This window comes from Candidatus Baltobacteraceae bacterium, assembly GCA_036489885.1.
In the GTDB taxonomy this organism is placed as follows: Bacteria; Vulcanimicrobiota; Vulcanimicrobiia; order Vulcanimicrobiales; family Vulcanimicrobiaceae; genus JAFAMS01.
In genome coordinates, this window is sequence record DASXEW010000003.1 from 1,481,617 (window position 1) to 1,504,946 (window position 23,330).

Here is a 23,330-nt window from a genome sequence, read left to right on the forward strand (position 1 = left end):
TCCGTGCGCGCGCTCGTCTTCGCGCACGATTTTCCATCGAGTGAAAATCCGCAGGCAGGCGTGTTTTTCTTGCGGCAAATTCACGCGCTCGAGAACATCGGCTTCAAGATCCGCGTCGTACGTGTCGTCCCGCACGCACCGCCGTTCGGTGGCCGTTGGTCGAATTACCGGCGCGTGCCGCAACGCTACGAGTACGAGGGCGTGCAGGTCCGAACGTTGCGCGCCTTCGTTCCCCCGCGCAATCTCGGCTGTGCCTTCGTCGCGAAACAGCTGCGTCCGGCGCTATTGCGCGAGATCGCAGAGTGGAACGCCGATTACGTGCACGTTCACACGCTCATTCCGATGGCCGCCTACGCGATAGATCTGCCCGTCCCCGTCGTGCTAACGGCGCACGGCCGTGACACCTACGAGAATCCGTGGCGGCGTCCCGGACTTGAAGCGGCCGCACGCGAAGCACTCGCCTCTGCAACGGCAGTCGTCTGCGTCAGCGATTTTGTACGCACGCACGTCAAGCGCCTCGGGCGCGACGATGCGTTCGTCGTTTACAACGGGGCCGACGAACGTGTCTTTAGGCCGCGTGACCGGCGAGTTGCGCGCGAACGCCTCCGACTTTCGCACACGGCGCCCGTCATAGCGTTCGCGGGAAATCTCCTGCGCGCCAAAGGCGTGCTGGATTTGCTCGAGGCGGCGAAGCGGCTAGGCGATCTCAAGCCCACGCTCGTCTTTGCCGGCGACGGCCCCGAGCGAATTGCAATAGAAGAAGCGCGCACCGATCTGCAGATTCAATTGATGGGAATCGTGACGCAGCGGCAAATCGCCGACGTGTTCACCGCCGCCGACGTCGTGGTTCTGCCCAGCTATCGCGAAGGCTTACCGGCGACCGTGTGCGAGGCGATGGCGTCGGGCCGCGCCGTCGTTGCGACGCGCGTCGGCGGAATTCCGGAAATCGTTGAATCCGGAAGAACCGGAAAGCTGATCGAACCGGGCGACGTCGGTGCGCTAACGGATGCGCTACGTTACCTTTTGAGGGATCACGCGGAGCGAATTCGGATGGAATGCGCGGCCGCCTCGTTTGCTTCCGAACATCTGACGTGGCGTCATAATGCGGAAGCGTACGCGCAGATCATCGAAGGCTTTCGTAAAACCAATACAGCCGCGATGACTCACTGCTCCAGTTGAGCTCGCGCATAACGCGGTCGCGTCCGCGTTCACCCATTTCGCGCGCTTCCTCCGGGTGATTGTCGAGATACGCAATCGCTTGAGCCAGCGCTACGGGATCGTTCGGATCGATTGATATGCCACAGCCTTCCACGAGTGCGCGCCACCCTGGAAAATCGGAAGCGATCACCGGAATCCCGGCCGCAAAGTATTCGAAGATTTTCGTCGGCAGCGAATCGAGATGGCCGCGCGTCGCGTGCAGCATGCAGAGTCCGGCGCGTGCGCTCTGCAAGATCGGCGCGATCTGATCGTTGCGCAGCCGGCCATAGAAGTCGACGTTCGGCCAGCCGGAGAGGTTGCGCACCATCGACTCGACGGCTTCGTCGTGAAAGTTTCCGATCAACGCCAAGCGCCGGCCCGAAGAGATATTGGCGGGCGCAAAGGCTTGAACCATCTCCACGATCCCGCGCACGACCGTAATGCTGCCACAGTAAACGGCAGCGTGCGAGACCCTCAGGGATGCTTCGCCCGGTGTTTGGAGTGAAAGGTCGACCAGATTACGGACGACGACGACGTTTGCTTGCGGGAACCGCTCGGCGATCGTGTCGACGGCTGCGACGACACCGGTGAAGCGCCGTCCGGCCGCGCGCAATCCCCATTTCGCCGCGCCCGATACGAACGGGCGAATGCGCGACGGGATCCAGTCCTTGACCTCGATGTCGTACGGCAGATCTTCGTGCGCGTCGTACACGACCTTCTTGCCGCGCAGCCGCAAGAACAGTCCGAGCGGGATGAGCTCGGGATCGTGCAGATGGTAGACATCGGCGTTTTCTTTGATTGCCGCGCGCAGCATCGCCGCCATCGTTCGCGTCATCCGTTCGAAGCGGCCGCGGGCACGTGGCAGCGTCACGATCCGAACGCCGTCTTGAACGAAGGGCTCATCCCCCTGCGCGATGACGCACACGTCGTAGCCTCGTGCCTTGAGGCTGCGGGCTTCCTTGAAGAAAATCCGCGGATCCAAGGCGCCATGCACCGAGGTCAAATGCGCGACACGAAGCTGAGGCATGGCCTCTTTCTTGCTCTCCAACAATAGCGGGTTACAAACCTAAGCGACCACGTTTCGCTTTGCACACTCTGGAAAATTTAAGAATAATGCAACGACGGCGAGCACTGATCGTCGCCTATCACTTCCCGCCTGAACCGGCGTCGGGTGCCTTACGCATGGGGTACCTCGCCAAGTATCTTCCGGAGTTCGGTTGGGATGCGGTTGTGCTTACGCGGCGCCGAACGGGAACCGGACGAGTTGCGGCCACGCTTCCGCGTCTGGCCGCGAAGCCCGTGTTCGCGCCGCTGCGGAGCCGTCTTCGCGATGTCGTCTTTTACCCGGATCGTGCTTCGTGGTGGATTCCGCGTGCGATCCTGGCCGGGCTCCGAATGTATCGCCGGCAGCCGTTCGACGTGATCCTCAGCTCTGCGATGCCCGCGTCCGCGCACGTCGTCGGATGGGCACTCTCGTCGATGCTGCGGGTACCGTGGATCGCCGACTATCGCGATCTCTGGAACGGGAATCCGTACGTGTCGGAACCACCCTGGCGTGCGAAGAGCCTGCTGCAGCTCGAAAAGCGTCTGTTGCGTAAGGCTGCGCGGATCACGACGATCACGCCGTCACTCGCCTCGGCGCTGCGTCTATCGCACGGGCGCGAGGCTTTGGTCGTGCCGAACACGCTCGACGCCGAAGAATGGCGTGACGTTCCGTACGAAGAGCCGGCCGACTTTCGTATCGTGCACGCCGGGACGCTATACGGCGGCGTGCGGAGCCCGGAGCGCTTGTTTGCGCAGATCGCGGAGCTACGTGCGCAAAACGAAGCGGCCGGCCTTGGCGCGCGGATCGACTTCTACGGGCACGATAGCGGAAATTTGCTCGAGCTTGCGTCACGCTATCAGCTCTGTGATGCGGTGCGTTATCACGGCGTCGTCGAGCGGTCGGCGGCAATGCGCGCCGAGCGTGGCGCCGCGTTGCTCGTCGTAATCCAAAACAGCGATCCGCGCACGGCTTCCGAGTATGGAAGTAAGATCTTCGAATATCACGCGGCCGGACGTCCGGTGCTGGCGCTTGGACCGGATCAGAGCGTGCTGCGCGGATACGTTGGCGAAAACAAAATCGGTTGGTTTGCATCGACCGACGAAGAGTTGCGCGAGGCGCTATGTGCGGCACATCGTGCATTCACCGAAGGCCGGCTCGCGGAATACCAAGCGTCGAATGGACATTCGGCGCGTCCGATCGCGGAGAGTTTTGCGTCTATTTTCCGTTCGACGTGCGGTAGCGCCGCTTGAGAAATAGACGCGCCGCGTACCGAAAGATTCGATCCTCGCGTTGGTCGCCCAGCCGGTACCATCGCTTTGCCGTGATCAACGACAACAGGTCGTCGATGCGCTCGGTTCGCGAGCCGGAGATCGCGGCGTGAAACTCCCAGTCCGGCATCGTCGTCGCGGCGGCTTCAACGAAGGCGGCCACGCGTTGCGAGTTTCCCGAAACGATTCCGCGCTTCTTGGAGGCGGGAGCGTTCGCTGCAACGCGCTCGAAGAACGACTCGACGTGGGCGACGCCGTCGCTTTCCGGCGACGTGGCGATGGGGAACTCATCGGCGTCGATTCCGAGATCATGCAGCTCAGCCTGAATTCGTTCCGAGGACGCCGCGTGAGTGTAGCGCCGTGCGCGCACACGTGCTGCGGCATCATAACCCTGGTCGATGCGCGCGACGTCGCTTCCGGTCCAAACGATCCCAATAGGAACGCGGAAGCAATGCGCCCAGGCGGCGATCATCGGATCCGGTTGCGGTCCACCGATGGAAATGACGGCATCGACGAGCACGGGCGTGGAAACTGCGCGCCATTTCGTCGACGAGCGGTTTACCAAACGCTTTACGGCTCGTGCTTGGGTCGGGTATCCGGTAAGCAGTACTCGTTTCATCGGCCCTATCTGCGCAAACGAATTCATGCGCAGGAACGTCATCTCCTAACCCTGCTCGTACGTACAACGAGGAACCACACGGTTACCGTGTAGTGAAGAAAACTCTCCTCGGTATTGCAATAACTCTCTTGGCCACGAGTCTCGCTGCGTGCGGAGGCGGTGGAAGAAGCACGCCCGGGGCGTCGATTCCCGTTGTGAATCCGGCGGCGCCGAATCCCGGAACGTCAACGACGCCGATGCCGTCACCATCCGCGGCTCCGGCGACGTTGAAGGTCACGCAGTATGCGGCGCCTTCCTTGATCGAAGCGCTGACGCTCGGCCCGGATGGTAACGTTTGGTACATCCCGCAGAGCGGCACGACCGCGAGCCTCGTCAACGTTACATCCGGCGCGATCACGACGTACAATGCGGAGCCCGCATCCGAAGCGAGCTGCGTCAATGATTTCGGATTGCAAGAAAACGCGATCACGCCGGGTCCGGGCGGGACGTTATGGGTCAGCGTGTTCTGCGGTCAACCGATGCAGATCGGTTTCTGGGGTTTCAACGTGCTCACGACGAGCGGGACGGTTACCGCAAACATCGTGACACAGTACGATCCGCTTGTCATTCAGGGCGCGACCATGGGCAGCGACGGGAATGTGTGGAGTGATACGCTCGATCCCTCGAACGCGGCAGCCGTCGTTGAGTTTCCGGCAACCGCGAGCGGACCGTCGCAGGGCTGTTCGATCGGTCTTCCGGCCGAATCGGCGATCGTCCCCGGACCTGACGGGGCGCTGTGGCTTCCTTCGAATAACGGCAGCAACGCGCAATTGCTGCGTGTGACGACCCTGTGTGCGATCAACAGCATTGCTACGATTGTGGGCACGTCGTTTGACGTGAACACGATCGTCTCGGCAGGCGGAAGCTTGTGGGTGCTCGATCGCACTCACGGTGCCGTCGTGCGTTTCAGCACGAGCGGAACGTCGACGAACTACGCGATTCCAAATTCGTTCGGCGGTAGCGGCTTTCTCGCGTCGTCGGCTGCTTCGAACTATGTGTACTTCGACGACACGAAGAACGGCGAGATCGGACGCATCAACATTGCGACCGGGATGATCCAAGAGTTCTCGCTGCAAAGCTCAGGCGGAATTTTCCATCCAAACGATATGGTGATCGACGCCGCCGGAAACGTGTGGACGAACTGCGGAAGCGCGCTCTTGAAATTATCGATCTCGACCTAATCAAAGTAGCGGCAAGCCGCGTGCCGAAGGGCGGCCGTATGCACGTAACGGAAGCCGTGAACGCGCCCTACGTCGTGGAGATCTGGCGAGGGCATCAGATCGAGTCACGGCACCGGGTCGCCATCTGCGCGGTTGACGTCTCGGGCAAGGTGCTATTAGAGGTAGGGACGATCGACCTCCCCGTCTTTTTGCGCTCGACCGCCAAGCCGTTCATCGCCGCCGCCTCGGTTCGTGCGGGGGCGGTCGATGCATTCGGGTTCGATGACCGGGAGCTTGCGCTCATGTGCGCGTCGCACGCCGGCGAGCCCGAGCACGTCGAGACCGCTCGCTCGATGCTCGCAAAGGCGGGGATTCACGAGAACGCGCTGCTCTGCGGTGGCACGCCGAGCGCGATCTACAATAACTGTTCGGGCAAACACGCCGGGATTCTCGCGCTCTGCAAGCACATAGGTGCGCCCCTCGGCACGTATCTCGAGCCCGACAATCCCGCGCAGAAAATGATTCTCGCCTTATGCTCGCGCGTCATCGACGAACCGTTGCCGCCCGAACGTATCGCGGTCGACGGCTGCGGCATCCCCGTCTTTGCAACGAGTCTGCGCCGCGCCGCGCGCGCCTTTGCACGCTTTGCCGCGCTCGAAGAGCTCGATGCCGAAGACGGCGAGGCGCTCGCGCGTTGCCGTACGGCGATGGCGCAGAATCCGTGGTTTGTTTCGGGGACGGGACGCTTCGATACGGGACTGATCGAATCAACCGGCGGTGCGGTCATCGGAAAGGGCGGCGCCGAAGGCTTTCACGGCAGCGCCATCGTGCACGCGCGCGCCGGCCTTGCAATCAAGGTCGTCGACGGCAACGGCCGCGCGACCGCGCCGGCCGTGATGGCTGCGCTCACGAGGCTCGATGCGCTGACGCCGGCCGCAACCGATTTGCTCGCGCCTTTCACGCAGCCGCCGGTGCGCAACGTCGCGGGGCGCATCGTCGGAAAGATCGTCGCGCGCGTCTAATTGGCTATTCGCGAATGCCTTCACGTTCCAGCATTTTGCCGTAGATTTCATTGACGCGAGCGATCGTGTCGATCTGGTCCGCCGACTTGTCGTCGCGAATGCGGGCGATACGCGGAAAGCGCAGTGAGAAACCGCTCTTGTGCAGATCGCTCTTCTGGATGACGTCGAACGCGATCTCGACGACGATCTGCGGCTCGACCGGAATCTCGTAGCGCGACAGTCCGAGCTCTTCGTAGGCACGCTCCGCGTCCGGAATACGATGCGCGAGGAACCACGCAGTCATCTCGGCGATCTCGACGTCGGTCAGTCCCGAATAGGCTTTGCCGGTGACGAGCAGCTCGCCGGCTTCGCCGCGCACGGCGAACGTGTAGTCGGAGAGAACCTGCGCGCGCTTGCCGTGGCCCCATTCGACGCCGACGACGACGCAATCGAGAGTATCGAGCTCGCGCTTGAGCTTGAGCCACCACTTACCGCGCTTGCCGGGCGCGTAGGGCGAATCCGTTCGCTTGAAGACAAGGCCTTCGTTTCCGCGCGCACGCGCGGCTTCGAAGCGATCGTGTAAGTCCTCTTGCGTCGCGCCGGCTTCGACGGTGCTCCACCCAGCCGCCTGAACGATGCCGCCCAGCTGCAACCCCGCGAGCTCTTCGCGCCGCGTTTCGAGCGGCTCGTCGAGCAGAAACCGTTCGCCGCGCGCGAGACAATCGAAGACGACGAATACGACGGGGACTTCGGCCTGCAGCCCAGACGTCACGTCTTTGCGCTGCAGCCGTGTTTGCAAGTAGCGAAACGGTAGCACTGCGCCGTCACGCATCGCGACGACCTCGCCGTCGAGGATGACGTCGTCGGGCAGGTTGTGCATCGCTGCGACAACTTCTGGCCATGCGTTCGTCGTCTCGTTCAAACGGCGTGAGAAGAGCCGAATACGCTCCCCCTGTTTGTGGGCTTGGATGCGAACGCCGTCGTACTTGTCTTCGAGGAGCCAGCTTTGCGTCGCAAGTTCTTTGTATTCGGAGCCGAATTGCATCGGCGATGCGAGCATGAACGCGATCGGCGTTCCGTAGGCGATCTCGACGTTCGCAAGCGTTCCGTGTTTCGCCGCGATCGCCACAACGCCGACGTCACCGGCTGCCATCGCGGCGCGGCGCACGTCCGCAACCGGCACTGAAAACGCGGCGGCGATTCCTTCGACGATCAAACCTTCGCGCAAACCGATCCGCAGCTCGCCGGTGAGGATCTTGATGATGTACTTCGCTTCCAGGTCGGTTTCGCACGCGCCGAGAATGCGCTCGACCAGCACCTGTCGCTTTTTGTTTGCGAGCTTGCCGGATGCGCTCGCAGTCTCGTCGAGCAGCGCCATGAAAACGCCCGGCGTCAGTGCTGTCCGGAAGAGTCCGAGATCGTGCGCAGGCCGCACGTGCGACGCGAGCGCTGCACCGAGGTCGCCAGTGGCGCGATATCCCCGCGAGAGCTGAGCGTCGGTGATACCCCAAACCGCGCGCGCAGCCGCAACGATTGTCGCGCCGCCGACAGACAGCGCGCGCTCACTGGTCGGCGCGAATGGGCTCCCGGTGAAAAATCTCGCAGCGGGCGCGAGGTCCGCGTCGTCGAGCGTCCGCAGATACTCGCCGAGCAGCGCGACCTTTGCGAGTTTGCTCGGGTCGCTCGCGATCGCTTCCGCAGCCTCTGCGAACCTTTTCACCGCTTGCCGTGTTGGCGCCAGCAAATGGACCTAAGCACCTGGGTGGCCTTCGCGGTTCTCGAGACGATCCTGTGCATTACGCCGGGACCGGCGGTGCTGTTCACGGTCGGCTCGACGCTGAGCCGCGGCCGTACTACCGGATTCGCGGCGATGAGCGGGATCGTCACCGGAAACACGATCTACTTCGTGCTCTCCGCGACGAGTCTCGGCGCGATTTTGCTCGCATCGTACGAAGTGTTCACGCTCGTGCGCTGGGTCGGCGCCGCGTATCTCGTGTATATCGGTCTGCGCGCGTTGTTCGGTAAACAAAAGGCCCTGTCCGTAGCAGATGTCCGCGGTCCCTCGACGTCAAGGGGAGCGTTCGTGGGCGGAACGATGACGCAGCTCTCCAATCCGAAAGCGTTGATCTTTTTCAGCGCGCTGCTTCCGCAGTTTTTCGATCCCCATCGTTGGCTTGTCGGTCAGGTCGCGATCCTCGGCGTGACCTCGCAAATCATTGAGGCGCTCGTTATGACCGCGTATATTCTGCTCGCCTCCGGCGTGGCGCAATCGGCAAAGAAGACGGTCGTCGCCGGAATCTTCGAGCGTGTCGCCGGCCTCTTCTTGATTGGCGCCGCGCTCAAGCTGGCACTCACGAAACGAACGTAGGACATGGCTCGCATCTACGAAAATCTCGCCGACACGTTCGGCAATACGCCCCTCGTGAAGATCCCGCGCTTGAATCGTGGTATCGGCGCCACGATTCTCGTTAAGATGGAATCGTTCAATCCCGCGGGGAGCGTGAAGGATCGCATCGGCGTCGCGATGATCGAAGCCGCCGAGCGAAACGGATTGCTCAAGCCGGGGAAAGTCGTCATTGAGCCGACCTCGGGTAATACGGGGATTGCGCTCGCATTCGTGTGCGCAGCCAAAGGTTATCCACTAATTCTCACGATGCCCGACACGATGACGATCGAACGGCGCAATCTCTTGCGTGCGTACGGAGCGCAGTTGATTCTTACACCCGGCGCAGGCGGCATGAAAGCTGCGATCGCAAAAGCCGTCGAGATTCGCGATTCGAATCCCGAGACGTACTACATGCCGGGGCAGTTCGAGAACCCCGCAAATCCGGAGATTCACCGCCGTACGACAGGTGAAGAGATCTGGCGAGACACGGACGGCGCCGTCGACATCTTCATTGCCGGCGTCGGAACGGGCGGAACGATTACCGGAACCGGCGAGCTGCTACGCTCGCGCAAACCTTCGATCGAATGCATCACGGTCGAACCGGATACGTCGTGCGTTCTTTCCGGTGGCCAGCCGGGAGCTCACCGCTTACAAGGTCTCGCGCCCGGGTTCGTTCCGAAGGTGCTGAACACGTCGATCTATAGCGAGGTCATTCAAGTCAGTGTCGATGAGGCGTTTGCAACGTCGCGGCGTCTCGCTCGCGAAGAGGGAATGCTGGTGGGCATTTCGAGCGGCGCGAACGTGTTCGCCGCGTTGAAAGTCGCTGCGCGCCCCCAGAATTCCGGCAAGCTCATCGTCACCATCGCTGCGGACAACGGCGAACGCTATCTGTCCAGCCCTCTTTTCACGGAACTTGAAGCAAATGTGGTGGAGTCTGCGTTAACGTAGGGTATGAAGGCCCTGCATATGAAGTCGCTCTCCTCACTCTGCATTTTGAGCATGCTGGCGGTTTTGTTGGTCGCCCTTGCGCCCGCGCATGCACCGGCGCAAAAAGTCGCAGCTACGACCGTCACGCGCGCAACGCTCAAGAACGGCATGCAAGTCGTCGTGTTGCGCGATCCGCTCGCGCCCGTCGTCTCATTGATGACGAACTACGAGGTCGGCGCCGACGAAGAACCGATCACGGGGCTTGCGCACGCGCAAGAGCACATGATGTTCCGGGGCAGCAAGACCGTTTCGGCCGCGCAATTCGCGGAAGTCACCGCGCTCCTCGGCGGCAGCTTTGATGCTGATACGCAGAATCAGGTCACGCAGTTCTTTTTCACCGTGCCCGAGCAAGGCCTCGATGCGGCGCTGCATCTTGAAGCATCGCGCGCCCAAGGCATTCTTGACACGCAGGCCCTGTGGGAAGAAGAGCGCGGTGCAATCGAACAGGAAGTCCAGCGCGACAACAGTTCGGCGGGTTATCGGCTGTATGTTAAAGTGCTGCAGAATCTTATGGCCGGTACGCCGTATGCCGATGCGGGGCTCGGAACGATGCAGAGCTTCTCGCAGCAAGTCAGTGGCGCGCAGCTCAAAGCCTTCTATGCCAAGTGGTATCATCCGAACAATGCGATTCTCGTAATCGCGGGCGACGTCGAACCGAAAGCCACGATCGCAAAGGTCGATGCGCTGTTCGGCGCGATTCCCGCCAAAGCACTCCCCGCGCGTAAGGCCGTAAGTCTCGGAGCACTGCACCCGCAAACGTTTACGGATACGAGCTCTGATCCCCAAGCGAGTGTCTTCGTTGGTTACCGCTTTCCGGGTTACGACAATCCGGATTACGCGGCTTCGCAAGTGCTGCTCGATGTGCTGAATAGCCGCCGTGGAGCGCTGTATGGGCTCGTGGCCGACGGGAAAGCATTCGACGCCGGTGCGCAGGGACAGGCGTACACCAAAGCTGCAATGGCACTCGTCGAGCTCGACGTTGCGCCGACGGAGTCGCCGAAAACTGCCCTCGCTGAACTGCGCGGCGTGATCGACGGGTATCGCAAGAACGGTTTCCCCGCCGATCTCGTAGCGGCAGCGAAATTGCGTGAAGCCGCGCAAGATCAGTTCACGGCAAATTCGATTTCAGGCCTTGCACAAGAGTGGAGTCAGGCGCTTGCGGTCGAGCATCGCTCGCCGGACGTCGATCTGGCCGCGCTCGAACGCGTAACGCCGGACGACGTCAATCGCGTCGCGCAGCGCTACATGAGCGTCGAGCCGACAATCGCGTACGCAGTGCCGAAGAACAGCGGCGAGGTCGGGAGCGGTTCGAGCGCCAAGGCGCCCGAGAACAACACGATCATTCCCGCGCATCAGGAACCGTTGCCGCCGTGGGCGCAGTCGCTGCTTTCGCAGCTGCGCGTTCCGCCCGATACGACGAATCCGACGATCAGCGTGTTGCCGAACGGTTTGCGTTTGGTCGTTCAGCCCGAAGCGCTCACACATACGGTCGTCGTGCGCGGCGCGATTCGCACGTCGCCCGTGATGGAAGAGAAGGCCGGAAAAGACGGCGTCGCATCGCTGGCTTCAACGCTGCTCGACTATGGTACGACGACATACGATCGCCTGGCGTATCAGCGCCAGCTCGACAAGATTGCGGCGGACGTTTTTACCGGCACGAGTTTCGGGGTCGACGTCACGACGTCGGGTTTTGATCGCGGCGTTCAACTCCTGGCCGATGCCCAGTTGCATCCCGCGATGCGCGAGGCCGATTTCCAGATTGCCAAACGGCAAGAATACCAAGAAGTCGCAGGTGAAGAGCACAGCCCCGATCATCTCACGCGGCTATCGTTGATTAATGCGCTGTATCCCGAAAGCGATCCGATCCGGCGGCATCCGACCCCCGATAGTGTGAAAGCACTCACACTGGATGACGTACACGATTGGTACGACACCGCGTACCGTCCCGACCTCACGACGATCGTCGTGATCGGCGACGTGACGCCCGCGCAAGCGCAGCAAGTCGTTGAGAAATGGTTCGGCGGCTGGCAGGCGCACGGACCTTTGCCGAACCTCTATCCAAGCGCGGCTCCCAACAACGCAGCGGCAAATGTTACCGTCCCCGCTACGGGTCGCGTGCAAGATACTGTCATACTGTCGCAGACCTTGGGCCTCAAGCTCGAAGATCCGGACATTCCCGCTTTGCGCATCGCGAACGCGGCACTGAGCGGCGGGTTCTATGCGTCGATCCTCTTCCACGATCTGCGCGAGACCACGGGCTATGTCTACTCGATCAACAGCGACTTCGACCTTGGCCGTACGCGCTCGGCTTTCAGCGTCGTCTACGGTGCGTCGCCCGAGAACGTCTCGAAGGCGAACGCTTTGATCCAAATCGATCTGAAAGGTATGCAATCGACCCCGATCTCTGCGAATCGCTTGCAAGTAGCAAAGGCGCTGCTCCTCGGACAGCTCGCGACGCAGGGCGAGAGCTATAGCGAGATCGCGGGTCGCTTCCTTTCGGACGCGCGCGACGGTCTGCCGTTCGACGAGGACACACGCGAGGCGCGTGCCGAGCTGGCGGCCACGCCGCAACAGGTGCAGGACGCGATGGCACGATGGATACGTCCCGACGGCTTCGCACAAGTCGTTGAGGGGCCGGCTCCACAGTAGCAACCTTTCTGTGAAACCTGCGGTCGGTTGCGACCGTAAGGATTCCTGAGAATGTCATTCTTCCTACGGCGCCCCATATTCGCGGCGGTCTGTTCCCTGACGATTTTAATCGCCGGGCTCATCGCAATTCCGACGCTGCCCGTCGCGCAGTACCCGGCCATCGCTCCGCCCGTTGTGACCGTCACGGCGAACTACATCGGCGCGAGCCCGCAGGCCGTCGAGGCTTCTGTCACGACGCCGCTGGAACAGGCGATCAACGGCGTCGAGGGCATACGCTACATCTCTTCACAGAGTACGCAGGGCACGTCCTCGATAACGGTTACGTTCGATCTCGGCCGCAATCTGGACATTGCAGCCGCCGACGTGCAGAACGTCGCGCAGTCCGCGCTTGGCCAGTTGCCGGCTGTCGTACAACAGACCGGCATTACCGTAGGTAAGAATTCCGGATCGTTCGTCATGGCGCTCGGCTTGACGTCGAACAGCAATCAGTACGATACCGAGTTTCTCAGTAACTACGCCGAGCTGAACATCGTCAACGATCTCAAGCGCGTTCCCGGCGTCTCCGACGTTCTGATTTTCGGTGAACGCCGTTACGCGATGCGCGTCTGGCTCAACCCGGTAGCGCTGAGCTCACAAGGTCTGGCAGTTAGCGACGTTCTCAATGCGGTGTCGGAGCAAAACGTTCAGGTTGCCGCCGGGAGAATCGGTGATGCGCCCGAGTCTTCCAACCAACCGTATACGATGACGGTCAACGCGGTTGGACAACTGAGCGATCCCAAACAGTTCGCGAACATCATCGTGCGCGCTGATCCGAATGGCGGCTTCACGAAGCTCGGCGACGTTGCGCGGATCGAGCTCGGAGCCGAAGATTACTCATCGTTCGTTCGCTTCGACGGCAACGACAACGTCGTCGGTTTGGGCGTGATTCAACTCCCAACGGCGAACGCGCTTTCAGTCTCGCAGGCCGTCAAAGCGCGGCTCGATCAGCTGCAAAAATCGTTCCCGCCGGGCGTGCACTACTCCGTCGCCTTCGACAGCACGACGTTCGTGCAAGCCTCGATGAAGGAAGTCGTCGTCACGCTCTTCGTGGCGATCATCCTCGTCATCTTGGTCATCTATCTGTTCTTGCAGGATCCGGCGGCGACGCTGATCCCGAGCGCGGTCATTCCGGTCTCGTTGGTCGGTGCGTTTTTCGTGATGGCGATGTTCGGCTTCACGATCAACACGATCACGCTCTTCGGACTCACCCTCGCCACAGGTCTCGTCGTCGACGACGCAATCGTGGTCATCGAAAACATTGCCCGTTACGGGCAAGAGCACAATATTCGCGGCATCGAGGGTGCCGGCGCGGCTATGCGAGAGGTGCAGAGCGCCGTCGTTGCATCGTCGCTCGTGCTGCTCGCCGTCTTTGTTCCCGTCTCGTTCTTCCCGGGCACGACCGGCCAAGTTTACAAGCAGTTCGCGCTGACGATCGCGGCCTCGATTACGATCTCGCTGTTCGTCGCGTTGACATTGACGCCGACGCTTTCTGCGATGCTGCTCAAACACTCGCCGGACGCGACGCGCGGTTTCTTCGGTTGGTTCAACCGGATGTTTGCGAGATTCAAGGGTGCCTACGGCCGCGTTTTGCCGGGGTTGTTCCGCGCGCGCTGGATCGTGCTCGGTCTCTTTGCGCTTGCGCTCGTTTGGACGGGCGTGCTCTTCAAGACGACGCCGACGGGATTCATACCGCAAGAGGATCAGGGATACTTCATCGTCCTCGTGCAGGCGCCCGAAGGAACGTCGCTTGCCGGCGAGCGCAAGATCGCGCTCAAAGCCGAGAAGATCATTCGAGACAATCCTGACGTGGCCGACGTTTTCGACGTCGGCGGATTTAGTTTCGCGGGCAGCAGCCCAGGCCGCGGCGTCATGTTCGTTTTGCTCAAACCCTGGGATCAGCGCCCTGGATTCTTCCACTCGGTTACCGGTGTTCTGTACGGCCCGAACGGCGTACAAGGGAAGTTTGCTTCGCAGATACCGGAAGCCCAAATCTTCGGCTTCAATCCTCCCGCAATTAACGGCGTAGGGAGCATTGGGGGATTCACCTTCGAGCTCGAGGATCGCGGCAACATCGGTTTCCCTGCGCTGATGCAAACCGTATATGGATACGAAGGACTCGCCAATCAACCGGGCGGACCGACATCGCAGGTCTTCTCGCAGTTCCGCGACGACGCGCCGCAACTTCAAATCGTGGTCGATCGCAATAAGGCGAAATCGGTCGGCGTTTCCCTCAACGATCTCTTTAATACGTTGCAGACCGAGCTTGGATCAGACTACGTCAACAACTTCACGTACTTGAACCGGGCATATCGCGTCTTCGTACAGGCCGACGCGCCGTACCGTAGTCGAGTTTCCGATCTCCAGAGTCTGTTCGTGCGATCCTCTACCGGCGGTATCATCCCGCTGAGTGGACTCGTCAACGTTCAGCAGATCAAGGGACCGCCGACGATCACGCATTACAATCTGTACCGCTCGATCGAGATTGACGGAAACGCGGCGGATGGTCATGGAACCGGCGAAGCGATTCAGCGCATGCAGCAGATCGCAAAGCAGATCGATCCGCCCGGCGTCAGCTATGAGTGGTCCGGATTGTCACTCGAAGAAATCCAGGCTGGCTCTCAGGCTGCGCTCATCTTCCTGCTCGGGTTGGTCTTCGTCTATCTCGTGCTGAGCGCGCAGTACGAATCATTCATCGATCCGCTCATCGTCATTTTGGCGGTTCCGGCAGCCTTGCTAGGCGCGCTGGTATTCATCAAGTTCAGGTTATTCTTGGGGCACTTGCCCATGCCGTTTGCGATCATCGGCTACCTCACCAATGGATTCCTAAGATTGGCGAACGGCAATCTCACGCAAGATGCCTACGCGCAAGTTGGTTACGTGATGTTGATCGGACTCGCGAGCAAGAGTGCCATTCTGATCGTCGAGTTCGCAAATCAACAGCTCAAAGCGGGAGCAACGATCGTCGAGGCCGCGTTCCGCGCAGCGCAAACGAGGCTGCGTCCGATCTTGATGACGTCGATTGCATTTATTATTGCAATCTTTCCGCTCGTCGTTGCAACCGGAGCCGGTAGTGGCGCGCGTCAAGCACTCGGTACCGCAATCTTCGGCGGAATGTTGATCTCGACGTTCCTCAACTTGGTGATCACGCCCGTGCTTTACGTCGTGATTAAGGGTATCGAGCTTCGCGGTCACGATCGTCTGGAAAGGGTTGCTCCGGTTAACGGAAACCCTACGCAGTCGCCGCAAACGGTACCGTAAGTCACAGAGGCGTTGAGCATTGCTGGGAAGAAAGCTTGAGTACGTCGCTGCGAGGATAATGGACGCAGCGGCGTTCTCGCGCTCCCAGGAATGGTTGAGCACATGGTTGATCGACGCCGTCTGAATCTCGCGCGGACCGCGACCATCTTGTTTGGGATCGTCGCGGTAACCGATGTTTGGCGGTGGTTGACGACGCGCAACATCGACACGTTCGTGATCGCGGCGGCGTTCACGGCTGCAACGGTCGTGTGGATCGCTGTCTGCATTCGCTGGAGCCGCCAAATCTGATCGAAGCAGTTATCTTCGATATGGACGGCGTGCTGCTGGACAGCGAGCAAATCTGGGACAAAGCACGCGAGAAGTATGTGAAAGACGTCGGTGGCCGCTGGATCGCGAGCGCGCAGCGCGACATGATGGGCATGAGCTCGACTGAGTGGTCGCAGTACATGCACGACACTCTCAGCGTGCCCCGTCCGCCGAAACAGATCAACGCGGACGTGATCAAACTGATCGAGGAAATCTATGAGCGCGACGGGTTTCCCATCATTGACGGCGCCCTCGACGCCGTTGAGCGCATTTCTGGGAAATGGCGGCTCGGCGTCGCATCAAGCTCGAACCGGCCGATCATCGACCTCGTCATGTCGTCGACGCCATTCGGAGCGTTGTTCAAGGTTACGGTCTCGTCGGAAGAGGTCGCGCGCGGTAAGCCCAATCCGGACGTCTATCTGAAAGCGGCGGAGCTACTCGGCGCACGACCCGATCGCTGCGCAGGCGTCGAGGACTCGCACAATGGGATTCTTGCGTTGCGCAACGCCGGCATGCGTGCGATCGCAATTCCGAATCTACACTATCCGCCGCACCCAGTCGCCCTCCGCGCCGCTACCGTCGTGCTCGCAACGATCGAGCAATTGACGCCGGACGCCGTCGAGCACGGCATCGTCACTTCCCCGCAAGCGTAATATTACCGGGCGCGGGTTCCGGATGAGATAGGTGGTCTTCCCGCTCGCGACTTGCCGGCGCGATATGCGTCGATCCAAGGTTGCGTCGTCAGGATCTCACGGCCGCGCGTCACGATGCGCAAACGTCCACGTTGTGCGGCTTTGCGTAGCGCATCGACGCTGAGTCGCGAGCCGGCGAAGGACGCGAGCGGCTGCAGCGCGCCCGTGTCGACGATTGCTGCGGTCAGGCGCTCGAGATTCGCGCGCACTGCGCGTTCGAGGATGCTCGCGAGCTTGCTGCGATCGCCGGCGTCGGCGGTGCTAAGTGCATGCTTGTACGAATCGACGAGCGCGTGCGTGATCGTTGCGGGCGGATAACCGAGGCGCGATAGCAGCAAGTTAACGGCAAGCCGCGCGATACGCCCGTTCCCTTCGACGAAGGGGCGAATGCGTTCGAGACGCTCGTATGCGTCGGCGAGCCATGTGAAGAGTGTATCTTCATTCGGCGGCCCGCTGCCGATGCGCTCGACGAGCGTCGACATCTCGAACTCGATCAACCAGTGGGGCGTTGTCACAATCCCTTCGCGCACCGGCGGAAGATTGGTGCGTCGCCATGCCGTTTGCAATGCGGGACGCGGACGCGCCACATCCAGCGGCGCCATTATCGTAACGTGAAGCCGCTCGATCTCAGCGACGGAGGTAAGCCAACGTGCTCCCGGACGGAAGCGGTGTTCGCGCGCGATGTCGAGCGCCGCACGCGCGTAGCCCAGGACGAGAAGATGATCAGGAAGACTCCCGGCAACGGTGATGTTGCGTTCGAGGAGCCGCCGGACGGCGAGCGGCGTGAGGTGGACGCCCGCCAGCTCGCATGAGGCGGCAATCTCGTCATAAATGACGTCGCGCCGGGCGCGCTCGAACCGGCGCGTCGTCGCGGCATCGGCCGGACGGGCCTCGATTTCGGCACGAAGCTCCTGAACCGTCATTGTCCTCTTTTGTCCGATATTTGGTTAGCTGGACAATTTCCCCCGGGTACTTGGCGCACGACGGCGATCTATATAATGATGGCTTTTCTCGATGCCCTGCGCGACCGGGTCCTCGTCTTCGACGGGGCCATGGGGACGCAGCTCATGGCTCTCGAGCTCGACGACGCCGCTTTCGGCGGCGCTTCGTATCACGGCTGCAATGAGGCGCTGGTCCTCACGCGCCCCGAACTGATCTCGAATATCCACGCCGCGTATCTCGAAGCCGGAGCCGACGTCCTCGAGACCGACAGCTTCATGGCCTCACGCCACAAGCTCGGAGAGTATGGGCTCGCCGAGAAGACCGCTGAGATCAATCGCCGCGCGGCCGAAATCGCGCGCGACGCAGCCGACCGATTCTCGACCCGCGATAAGCCACGCTTTGTGGCCGGTGCGCTTGGGCCGACCGGAATGTTGATCTCATCCTCGGATCCGGCGCTCTCGAAAATCACGTTCGAAGAGCTCGCGGCCATTTACGGCGAGCAAGCGCGGGGGCTTGTCGAGGGTGGCAGCGATTTGCTGCTCCTCGAGACGAGCCAAGATCTCTTAGAGATGAAGGCCGCGATCATCGGCATCGTTCGCGAGTTCGATCGCGGATTACGACGCGTTCCGATTCAAGCGCAAGCTACGCTCGACGTGACGGGCCGCATGCTGCTTGGCAGCGACATTCGTGCCGTGCGCGTCACGCTCGAAGCGCTGCCGATCGACGTCATCGGCCTCAATTGTTCGACGGGTCCACAGCACATGCGCGAACCCGTTCGCTATCTCGGTGAAACGTCGCGCTGTCCGATCGCGGTCATTCCGAACGCCGGCCTTCCGTTGATGGGACCCAAAGGCGAAACGATTTATCCCGAAGGGCCCGAGGAAATGGCGCGCGAGCTGCTCGCGTTCGTTCGCGACTTTGGCGTCAGCGCGATCGGTGGTTGCTGCGGAACGACGCCGGCGCACATTGTCGAGTTTACTCGCGCCGTTCGCGGGTTGCGCGGACGCACTCCGACAGTCGAGCGCACGCAGTGGGCGGCATCGGCGATGACGGCGGTAAGCCTGGAGCAAGAGCCGCGTCCGCTGATGATCGGTGAGCGCATCAACGCTCAAGGCTCGCGCAAAATTAAACGCTTGCTGCTCGAGGACGACTACGACAGCATCATGCTCGTCGCGCGCGAGCAAGTCGAAGGCGGCGCGCACATCCTTGACGTTTGCACCGCGCTTACCGAGCGCGCAGACGAAGACGTACAGATGGAAGCCGTTGTCAAGAAGCTCGCGCAATCGGTTGAGTCGCCGGTGATGATCGATTCGACCGAAGCCAAAGTGATCGAACGTGCGCTCAAGATCTACGCGGGCCGTGCTATCGTCAATTCCATTAACTTGGAAAATGGCCGTGAACGCATCAACGCCGTCATGCCGCTCGTGAAAGAACACGGTGCTGGTGTCGTGGCATTGACGATCGACGAGCAAGGTATGGCGAAGACCGCGGTGCGTAAGCTCGAGATCGCGCAGCGCATTCACCAGATCGTCACCGAAGAGTTCGGGTTGCCGGAAGGCGCGTTGATTTTCGATGCGCTTACGTTCACGCTCGCGACCGGTGACGCAGAGTTCATCGATTCCGCGAGAGAAACGATCGAAGGAATCCGCGCGATCAAAGGGGCGATGCCCGAGGTTCTGACCTCGCTCGGCGTGTCAAACGTCAGCTTCGGTTTGAAGCCGCATGCGCGTGCAGCCGTGAACTCGGTGATGCTCCATCATTGCGTCGAGGCCGGTCTTGATATGGCGATCTTGAATCCGAAAGAGATCACACCCTACTTTGAGCTCAACGGTGAAGAGCGCGAGTTGTGCGACGACCTCGTTCTCAACCGCCGTCCGGATGCGCTTCAGCGGCTCATCGCACATTACGAGGAAAAAGGCACGGGCAATACGCCGCAGGTTGCCGCTGCCGAAGATCTCGAGGCGCCCGTCGAGGAGCGCATTCAGTACGCGATCTTGCACCGGCGCAAGGACGGTATCGAAGCTAAGCTCGACGAGGCGATGAAGGCCCGCGATGCCGTCGAAGTCCTCAACACGATCTTGTTGCCGGCGATGAAAGAAGTCGGCGATCGGTTTGGACGCGGCGAGCTGATTCTGCCCTTCGTACTGCAGTCCGCCGAAGTGATGAAGAAGGCTGTCGCGCATCTCGAACAATTCCTCGAGAAAGTCGACGGCGTCACGAAAGGCAAGGTTGTCGTCGCGACCGTCTTCGGCGACGTGCACGACATCGGCAAGAATCTCGTTTGCACGATTCTCTCAAATAACGGCTACACGGTTTTTGATCTCGGCAAGCAAGTTCCGATGAATACGATCCTCGAGAAGGCGCAGGAAGTCGGCGCGGACGCGATCGGTCTTTCCGCACTTCTTGTCTCGACGTCGAAGCAGATGCCGATCTGCGTACAAGAACAAGACGCGCGCGGGCTAAGCTTTCCGGTCGTCGTCGGCGGTGCGGCGATCAATCGCGAATTCGGCCGGCGCATCGCGTTGCTCGACGAAGGCCAGCGCTGGTTTGCTCCCGGGTTGTTTTATGCGAAAGACGCCTTCGAAGGTCTCGAGATCATGGACGTGCTTACCGGCGAGCCGGCACGGCGTGATGCATTCGTCGACAATAAAAAGGATGAAGCTTTCGCGGCAGCTGCGGCAACTAGGAATGCTACTGCGCTTCCGAAACATGGCCTGACCGCGCGTGGACAGCTCAAGGAAGCCGCCGTGCCGCGCGCGCCGTTCTTGGGCCCGCGCACGCTGCGCGACAGGATCGACGTGCGCGAGTTGTGGCCGTGCTTCGACCTCAAGAGTTTGTATCGTCTCTCGTGGGGCGGCTCGAGCGTCAAGGGTGAGGCGTGGGAAGCGCTCGTACGCGATGAGTTCGAGCCGCGATTGCATTCGTATCAGCAACGGGCGAAGAGCGACGGTCTGCTTGCCCCGCGCGTTGTCTACGGTTACTTCCCGGCGTCCGGAGAGGGCGACGATGTCGTCGTGTACTCGCCGAACGATCCCGGGTGGCCGATCGCACGATTTAGTTTTGCACGCCAAGCCGGCGGCGAACACTTGTGCTTGGCAGACTATCTGCGCGAATCAAAGGAGGGTCGCGCGACGGATTTGATTGCTCTACAGGTGGTCACCGTTGGAGAACGAGCGGCCGAGCGTATCGAACAGCTGCAAGCTCAGAATGAATACACGGAAGCGTACTTCCTGCACGGCTTCTCGGTGCAGACCGCTGAGGCGCTTGCGGAACACACGCATCGCCGCATTCGTGCCGAGCTTGGGCTTCCGCCCGAACGCGGCAAACGATATTCATGGGGCTATGGCGCGTGCCCGGATCTCGCGCAACACCAGCTTGTGTGGGAACTGCTCGATGTCGAAAAGGCGATCGGTGCCCGTCTGACCTCGGCCTTCCAAATCGTCCCTGAGCAATCGACCGCGGCGATTATCATCCATCATCCGCAAGCTGCATACTTCAATGCGGCCGCCGTTCGGGAGCTTATCGCCAGCTAAAGCAGAGGGAAGAACCGTGCCCCGGCGTACCTTCAAGCGATTCAACCGCTTTTGAGGAGGTTTGTCGATGCGCTCATTCCCCGCGTTAGGGCGTGCGATTTCACTGGCGGCGGCGGTCGCCATGTTCGGAACGGTTATGGGCGCTCCCGTCCAAGCCGCGACGACGTACAAGATAGGTGTCGATCTGCCCATGAGCGGAGCCGATGCCAGCAACGGTATCCCAACAGACAACGGGGTCGTTCTTGCCGTTGAAGAAGCCAACAAGAAAGGCTTGCCGGGCGGAATCACGCTCGAACACCAAGTGCTCGATGACGCCGTTCAAGGCGTGCACGATCCGGCTGCAGGCAGCCAAAACATCAAAACGTTCGCCGCAGATGCGAGCGTGATGGCAGTCGTCGGGCCGTTCAACTCGAACGTGGCGCAAGCCGAGATCCCCGTCACCAACGACGCAGGTCTCGCGCAAATCAGCCCGTCGAATACAAACGACAAGTTGACGATCGGCGAGGACGCGAAGAAGCTTCGTCAATCACATCCGGATACGATCACGTACTTCCGCGTTTGCACGCGCGACCACTATCAAGGTGCAGCCGGCGCGCAATCCGCAAAGAAGCTCGGCTTCAAGAAGATCTACATCATCGATGACAACGAGACGTACGGTAAAGGTCTCGCCGACGTATTCGAAGCCGCGTTCAAAGCCGGCGGCGGTACGGTTCTCGGACACGACCACCTGACGAAGAACCAACAAGACTTCAAAGCCCTGCTTACCAAAGCCAAGTCGACGAATCCGGACGCCATCTTCTACGGTGGCGTGACGGCGACGGGCGGCGGACTGCTGCGCAAGCAGATGGCAGATGCCGGTATGGCAAAGACGCCGTACATCGGCGGCGATGGAATCAGTGACGAAGAGTACCTGAAGATCGCAGGTTCGATGGCGGACAACAGCTACTATACGGTGGCTGCTCCCGATGTCGGAATGGCGAGCGCGCAAGCTTTCAACAAGGCGTATCAAGCCCGCTTCCATGCGGCACCGGGCGCGTACAGTGCGGCTGCATACGCTGCTGCCAACGTGATCATCAACGCCATCGCGACGGCACAAAAGAGCGGTAGCGTCACGCGCGCTGCGGTGCTCAAGAACATCCAAAACACGAAGGCAATGCCTTCGCCGGTTGGTCCTGTTGCGTTCGACAAGAACGGCGACACGACCAACGGTGTAATCAGCTTCTATAAGATCGAAGGCACGCCGCCGAAGGCGAAATTCCTCAGTACCGTCAGCATCGCAACACTCTAGGCCAACTCGTTGGAGCTGTTCTTTCAGCAGCTCGTTAACGGGCTGTCGCTCGGTGGTATTTATGCGCTCATAGCCCTCGGCTATACCATGGTCTACGGGATCATTGAGCTCATAAACTTCGCTCACGGCGACATCTACACACTAGGCTCGTTCTTCTCGCTTTCGATCCTGACAGTGCTCGGGATCGAGAGCGAGATGCACGGGTTTCCGCTCATCGCGGCAATCATCGGCATCATGGCGGGGGCGATGGTGTTTTGCGGCATCGTCGGTGTCCTCATCGAGCGATTCGCATATCGTCCCCTCCGCAATGCGCCACGCCTTGCGCCTTTGATCACGGCAATCGGCGTGTCGTTCATTCTCGAGAACATCATGCAATTGTGGCAGGGCCCTTCGCCCGTGCCCGTTCCGACCTTCATCCCCGATCCGAGCTTTGTGATCGGCGGTGTATCGATCGAGGTCAAGCAGATTCTCGTCGTTGGCCTTGCGATCGTCATGATGATCTTACTCAATTTCTTCGTTTACAAGACGAAATTGGGCAAAGCGATGCGCGCGACCGCACAGGATCGCGACGCGGCGCAGCTGATGGGGATCAACATCAACACGACGATTATGTTGACGTTCTTGATCGGGAGCGCGCTTGCAGGCTCAGCCGGCTTCGTGTCGGGTGTCTACTACGGTACGACTTGGTTCTTCAACGGTTTCGCCGCCGGCTTGAAAGCATTCACCGCCGCCGTGCTGGGTGGAATCGGAAACCTTGCCGGCGCCATGCTCGGCGGATTCTTGATCGGACTCGTCGAGGCGTTCGGTGCGCAATACGTCTCGGATCAATGGACGAACGTCATCGTCTTCTCGCTGCTCGTCCTCGTATTGATCTTCCGTCCGTCTGGATTGCTCGGCGAATCGCTGCCGAATAAAGTCTAA

At 60.8% G+C, this 23,330-nt stretch carries 17 protein-coding genes; 13 read left to right on the top strand and 4 right to left on the bottom strand.

Annotated elements, in window-relative coordinates; all coding sequences use genetic code 11:
• The first annotated feature begins 3 nt into the window (after positions 1-3).
• A complete protein-coding gene (locus tag VGG22_13190) occupies positions 4-1,179 on the top strand; it encodes a glycosyltransferase (protein ID HEY1729326.1) in 1,176 nt (391 codons plus the stop codon).
• On the opposite strand, the gene VGG22_13195 is transcribed toward VGG22_13190, so the two are convergent.
• A complete protein-coding gene (locus VGG22_13195) occupies positions 1,124-2,179 on the bottom strand; it encodes a glycosyltransferase family 4 protein (GenBank protein ID HEY1729327.1) in 1,056 nt (351 codons plus the stop codon). The two genes, VGG22_13190 and VGG22_13195, sit on opposite strands and share 56 nt — an antisense overlap.
• Positions 2,180-2,310: 131 nt before the next feature.
• Between VGG22_13195 and VGG22_13200 the strand changes: the two genes are divergently transcribed.
• Positions 2,311-3,492: a glycosyltransferase gene (locus tag VGG22_13200; protein HEY1729328.1), complete on the top strand. Its 1,182-nt coding sequence runs from the start codon at positions 2,311-2,313 to the stop codon at positions 3,490-3,492.
• Here the strand turns inward: VGG22_13200 and VGG22_13205 are convergent.
• A complete protein-coding gene (locus VGG22_13205) occupies positions 3,458-4,129 on the bottom strand; it encodes a hypothetical protein (GenBank protein ID HEY1729329.1) in 672 nt (223 codons plus the stop codon). The genes VGG22_13200 and VGG22_13205 overlap by 35 nt on opposite strands.
• A 92-nt stretch (positions 4,130-4,221) precedes the next feature.
• Here VGG22_13205 and VGG22_13210 point away from each other — a divergent pair, with 92 nt between their 5' ends.
• Both VGG22_13210 and VGG22_13215 read left to right on the top strand, forming a co-directional pair.
• The gene (locus VGG22_13210) at positions 4,222-5,349 is read left to right on the top strand and encodes a hypothetical protein (protein ID HEY1729330.1); all 1,128 of its coding nucleotides are present in this window, start codon (positions 4,222-4,224) and stop codon (positions 5,347-5,349) included.
• 38 nt (positions 5,350-5,387) lie between these two features.
• Entirely contained in the window at positions 5,388-6,350 is a 963-nt protein-coding gene (locus VGG22_13215) for an asparaginase (protein ID HEY1729331.1), read from the top strand.
• A gap of 4 nt (positions 6,351-6,354) precedes the next feature.
• On the opposite strand, the gene VGG22_13220 is transcribed toward VGG22_13215, so the two are convergent.
• Positions 6,355-8,049 carry an ATP-dependent DNA ligase gene (locus VGG22_13220; GenBank protein ID HEY1729332.1) on the bottom strand — a complete coding sequence of 565 codons (1,695 nt, stop codon included), beginning with the start codon at positions 8,047-8,049 and terminating at the stop codon, positions 6,355-6,357.
• A gap of 24 nt (positions 8,050-8,073) precedes the next feature.
• On the opposite strand from VGG22_13220, the gene VGG22_13225 reads away from it, so the two are divergent.
• From VGG22_13225 to VGG22_13250, 6 genes are all read left to right on the top strand, one after another.
• Positions 8,074-8,697 (top strand): LysE family translocator, encoded by a 624-nt coding sequence (locus VGG22_13225; GenBank protein ID HEY1729333.1) that lies wholly within the window; start codon positions 8,074-8,076, stop codon positions 8,695-8,697.
• A gap of 3 nt (positions 8,698-8,700) precedes the next feature.
• Positions 8,701-9,663: a cysteine synthase A gene (gene cysK / locus VGG22_13230; protein ID HEY1729334.1), complete on the top strand. Its 963-nt coding sequence runs from the start codon at positions 8,701-8,703 to the stop codon at positions 9,661-9,663.
• A gap of 3 nt (positions 9,664-9,666) precedes the next feature.
• Positions 9,667-12,351, top strand: a complete 2,685-nt coding sequence (locus VGG22_13235) for a pitrilysin family protein (protein HEY1729335.1) — start codon at positions 9,667-9,669, stop codon at positions 12,349-12,351.
• A 51-nt stretch (positions 12,352-12,402) separates the two neighbouring features.
• The gene (locus tag VGG22_13240) at positions 12,403-15,648 is read left to right on the top strand and encodes an efflux RND transporter permease subunit (GenBank protein HEY1729336.1); all 3,246 of its coding nucleotides are present in this window, start codon (positions 12,403-12,405) and stop codon (positions 15,646-15,648) included.
• A gap of 102 nt (positions 15,649-15,750) precedes the next feature.
• Positions 15,751-15,936: a hypothetical protein gene (locus VGG22_13245; protein HEY1729337.1), complete on the top strand. Its 186-nt coding sequence runs from the start codon at positions 15,751-15,753 to the stop codon at positions 15,934-15,936.
• Positions 15,897-16,607, top strand: coding sequence for an HAD family phosphatase (locus tag VGG22_13250; GenBank protein HEY1729338.1), 711 nt, complete (start codon positions 15,897-15,899; stop codon positions 16,605-16,607). The genes VGG22_13245 and VGG22_13250 overlap by 40 nt, the downstream gene beginning before the upstream one ends.
• Positions 16,608-16,609: 2 nt before the next feature.
• Here the strand turns inward: VGG22_13250 and VGG22_13255 are convergent, their stop codons facing one another.
• A complete protein-coding gene (locus VGG22_13255; protein HEY1729339.1) occupies positions 16,610-17,569 on the bottom strand; it encodes a Fic family protein in 960 nt (319 codons plus the stop codon).
• Between the two features lie 75 nt (positions 17,570-17,644).
• Here VGG22_13255 and metH point away from each other — a divergent pair, with 75 nt between their 5' ends.
• The 3 genes from metH to VGG22_13270 all read left to right on the top strand — a co-directional run bounded on the left by metH (position 17,645) and on the right by VGG22_13270 (position 23,330).
• Positions 17,645-21,121, top strand: a complete 3,477-nt coding sequence (gene metH / locus VGG22_13260) for a methionine synthase (protein HEY1729340.1) — start codon at positions 17,645-17,647, stop codon at positions 21,119-21,121.
• 67 nt (positions 21,122-21,188) lie between these two features.
• Positions 21,189-22,409 carry a branched-chain amino acid ABC transporter substrate-binding protein gene (locus VGG22_13265; protein ID HEY1729341.1) on the top strand — a complete coding sequence of 407 codons (1,221 nt, stop codon included), beginning with the start codon at positions 21,189-21,191 and terminating at the stop codon, positions 22,407-22,409.
• Positions 22,410-22,418: 9 nt separating this feature from the next.
• A complete protein-coding gene (locus VGG22_13270) occupies positions 22,419-23,330 on the top strand; it encodes a branched-chain amino acid ABC transporter permease (GenBank protein HEY1729342.1) in 912 nt (303 codons plus the stop codon).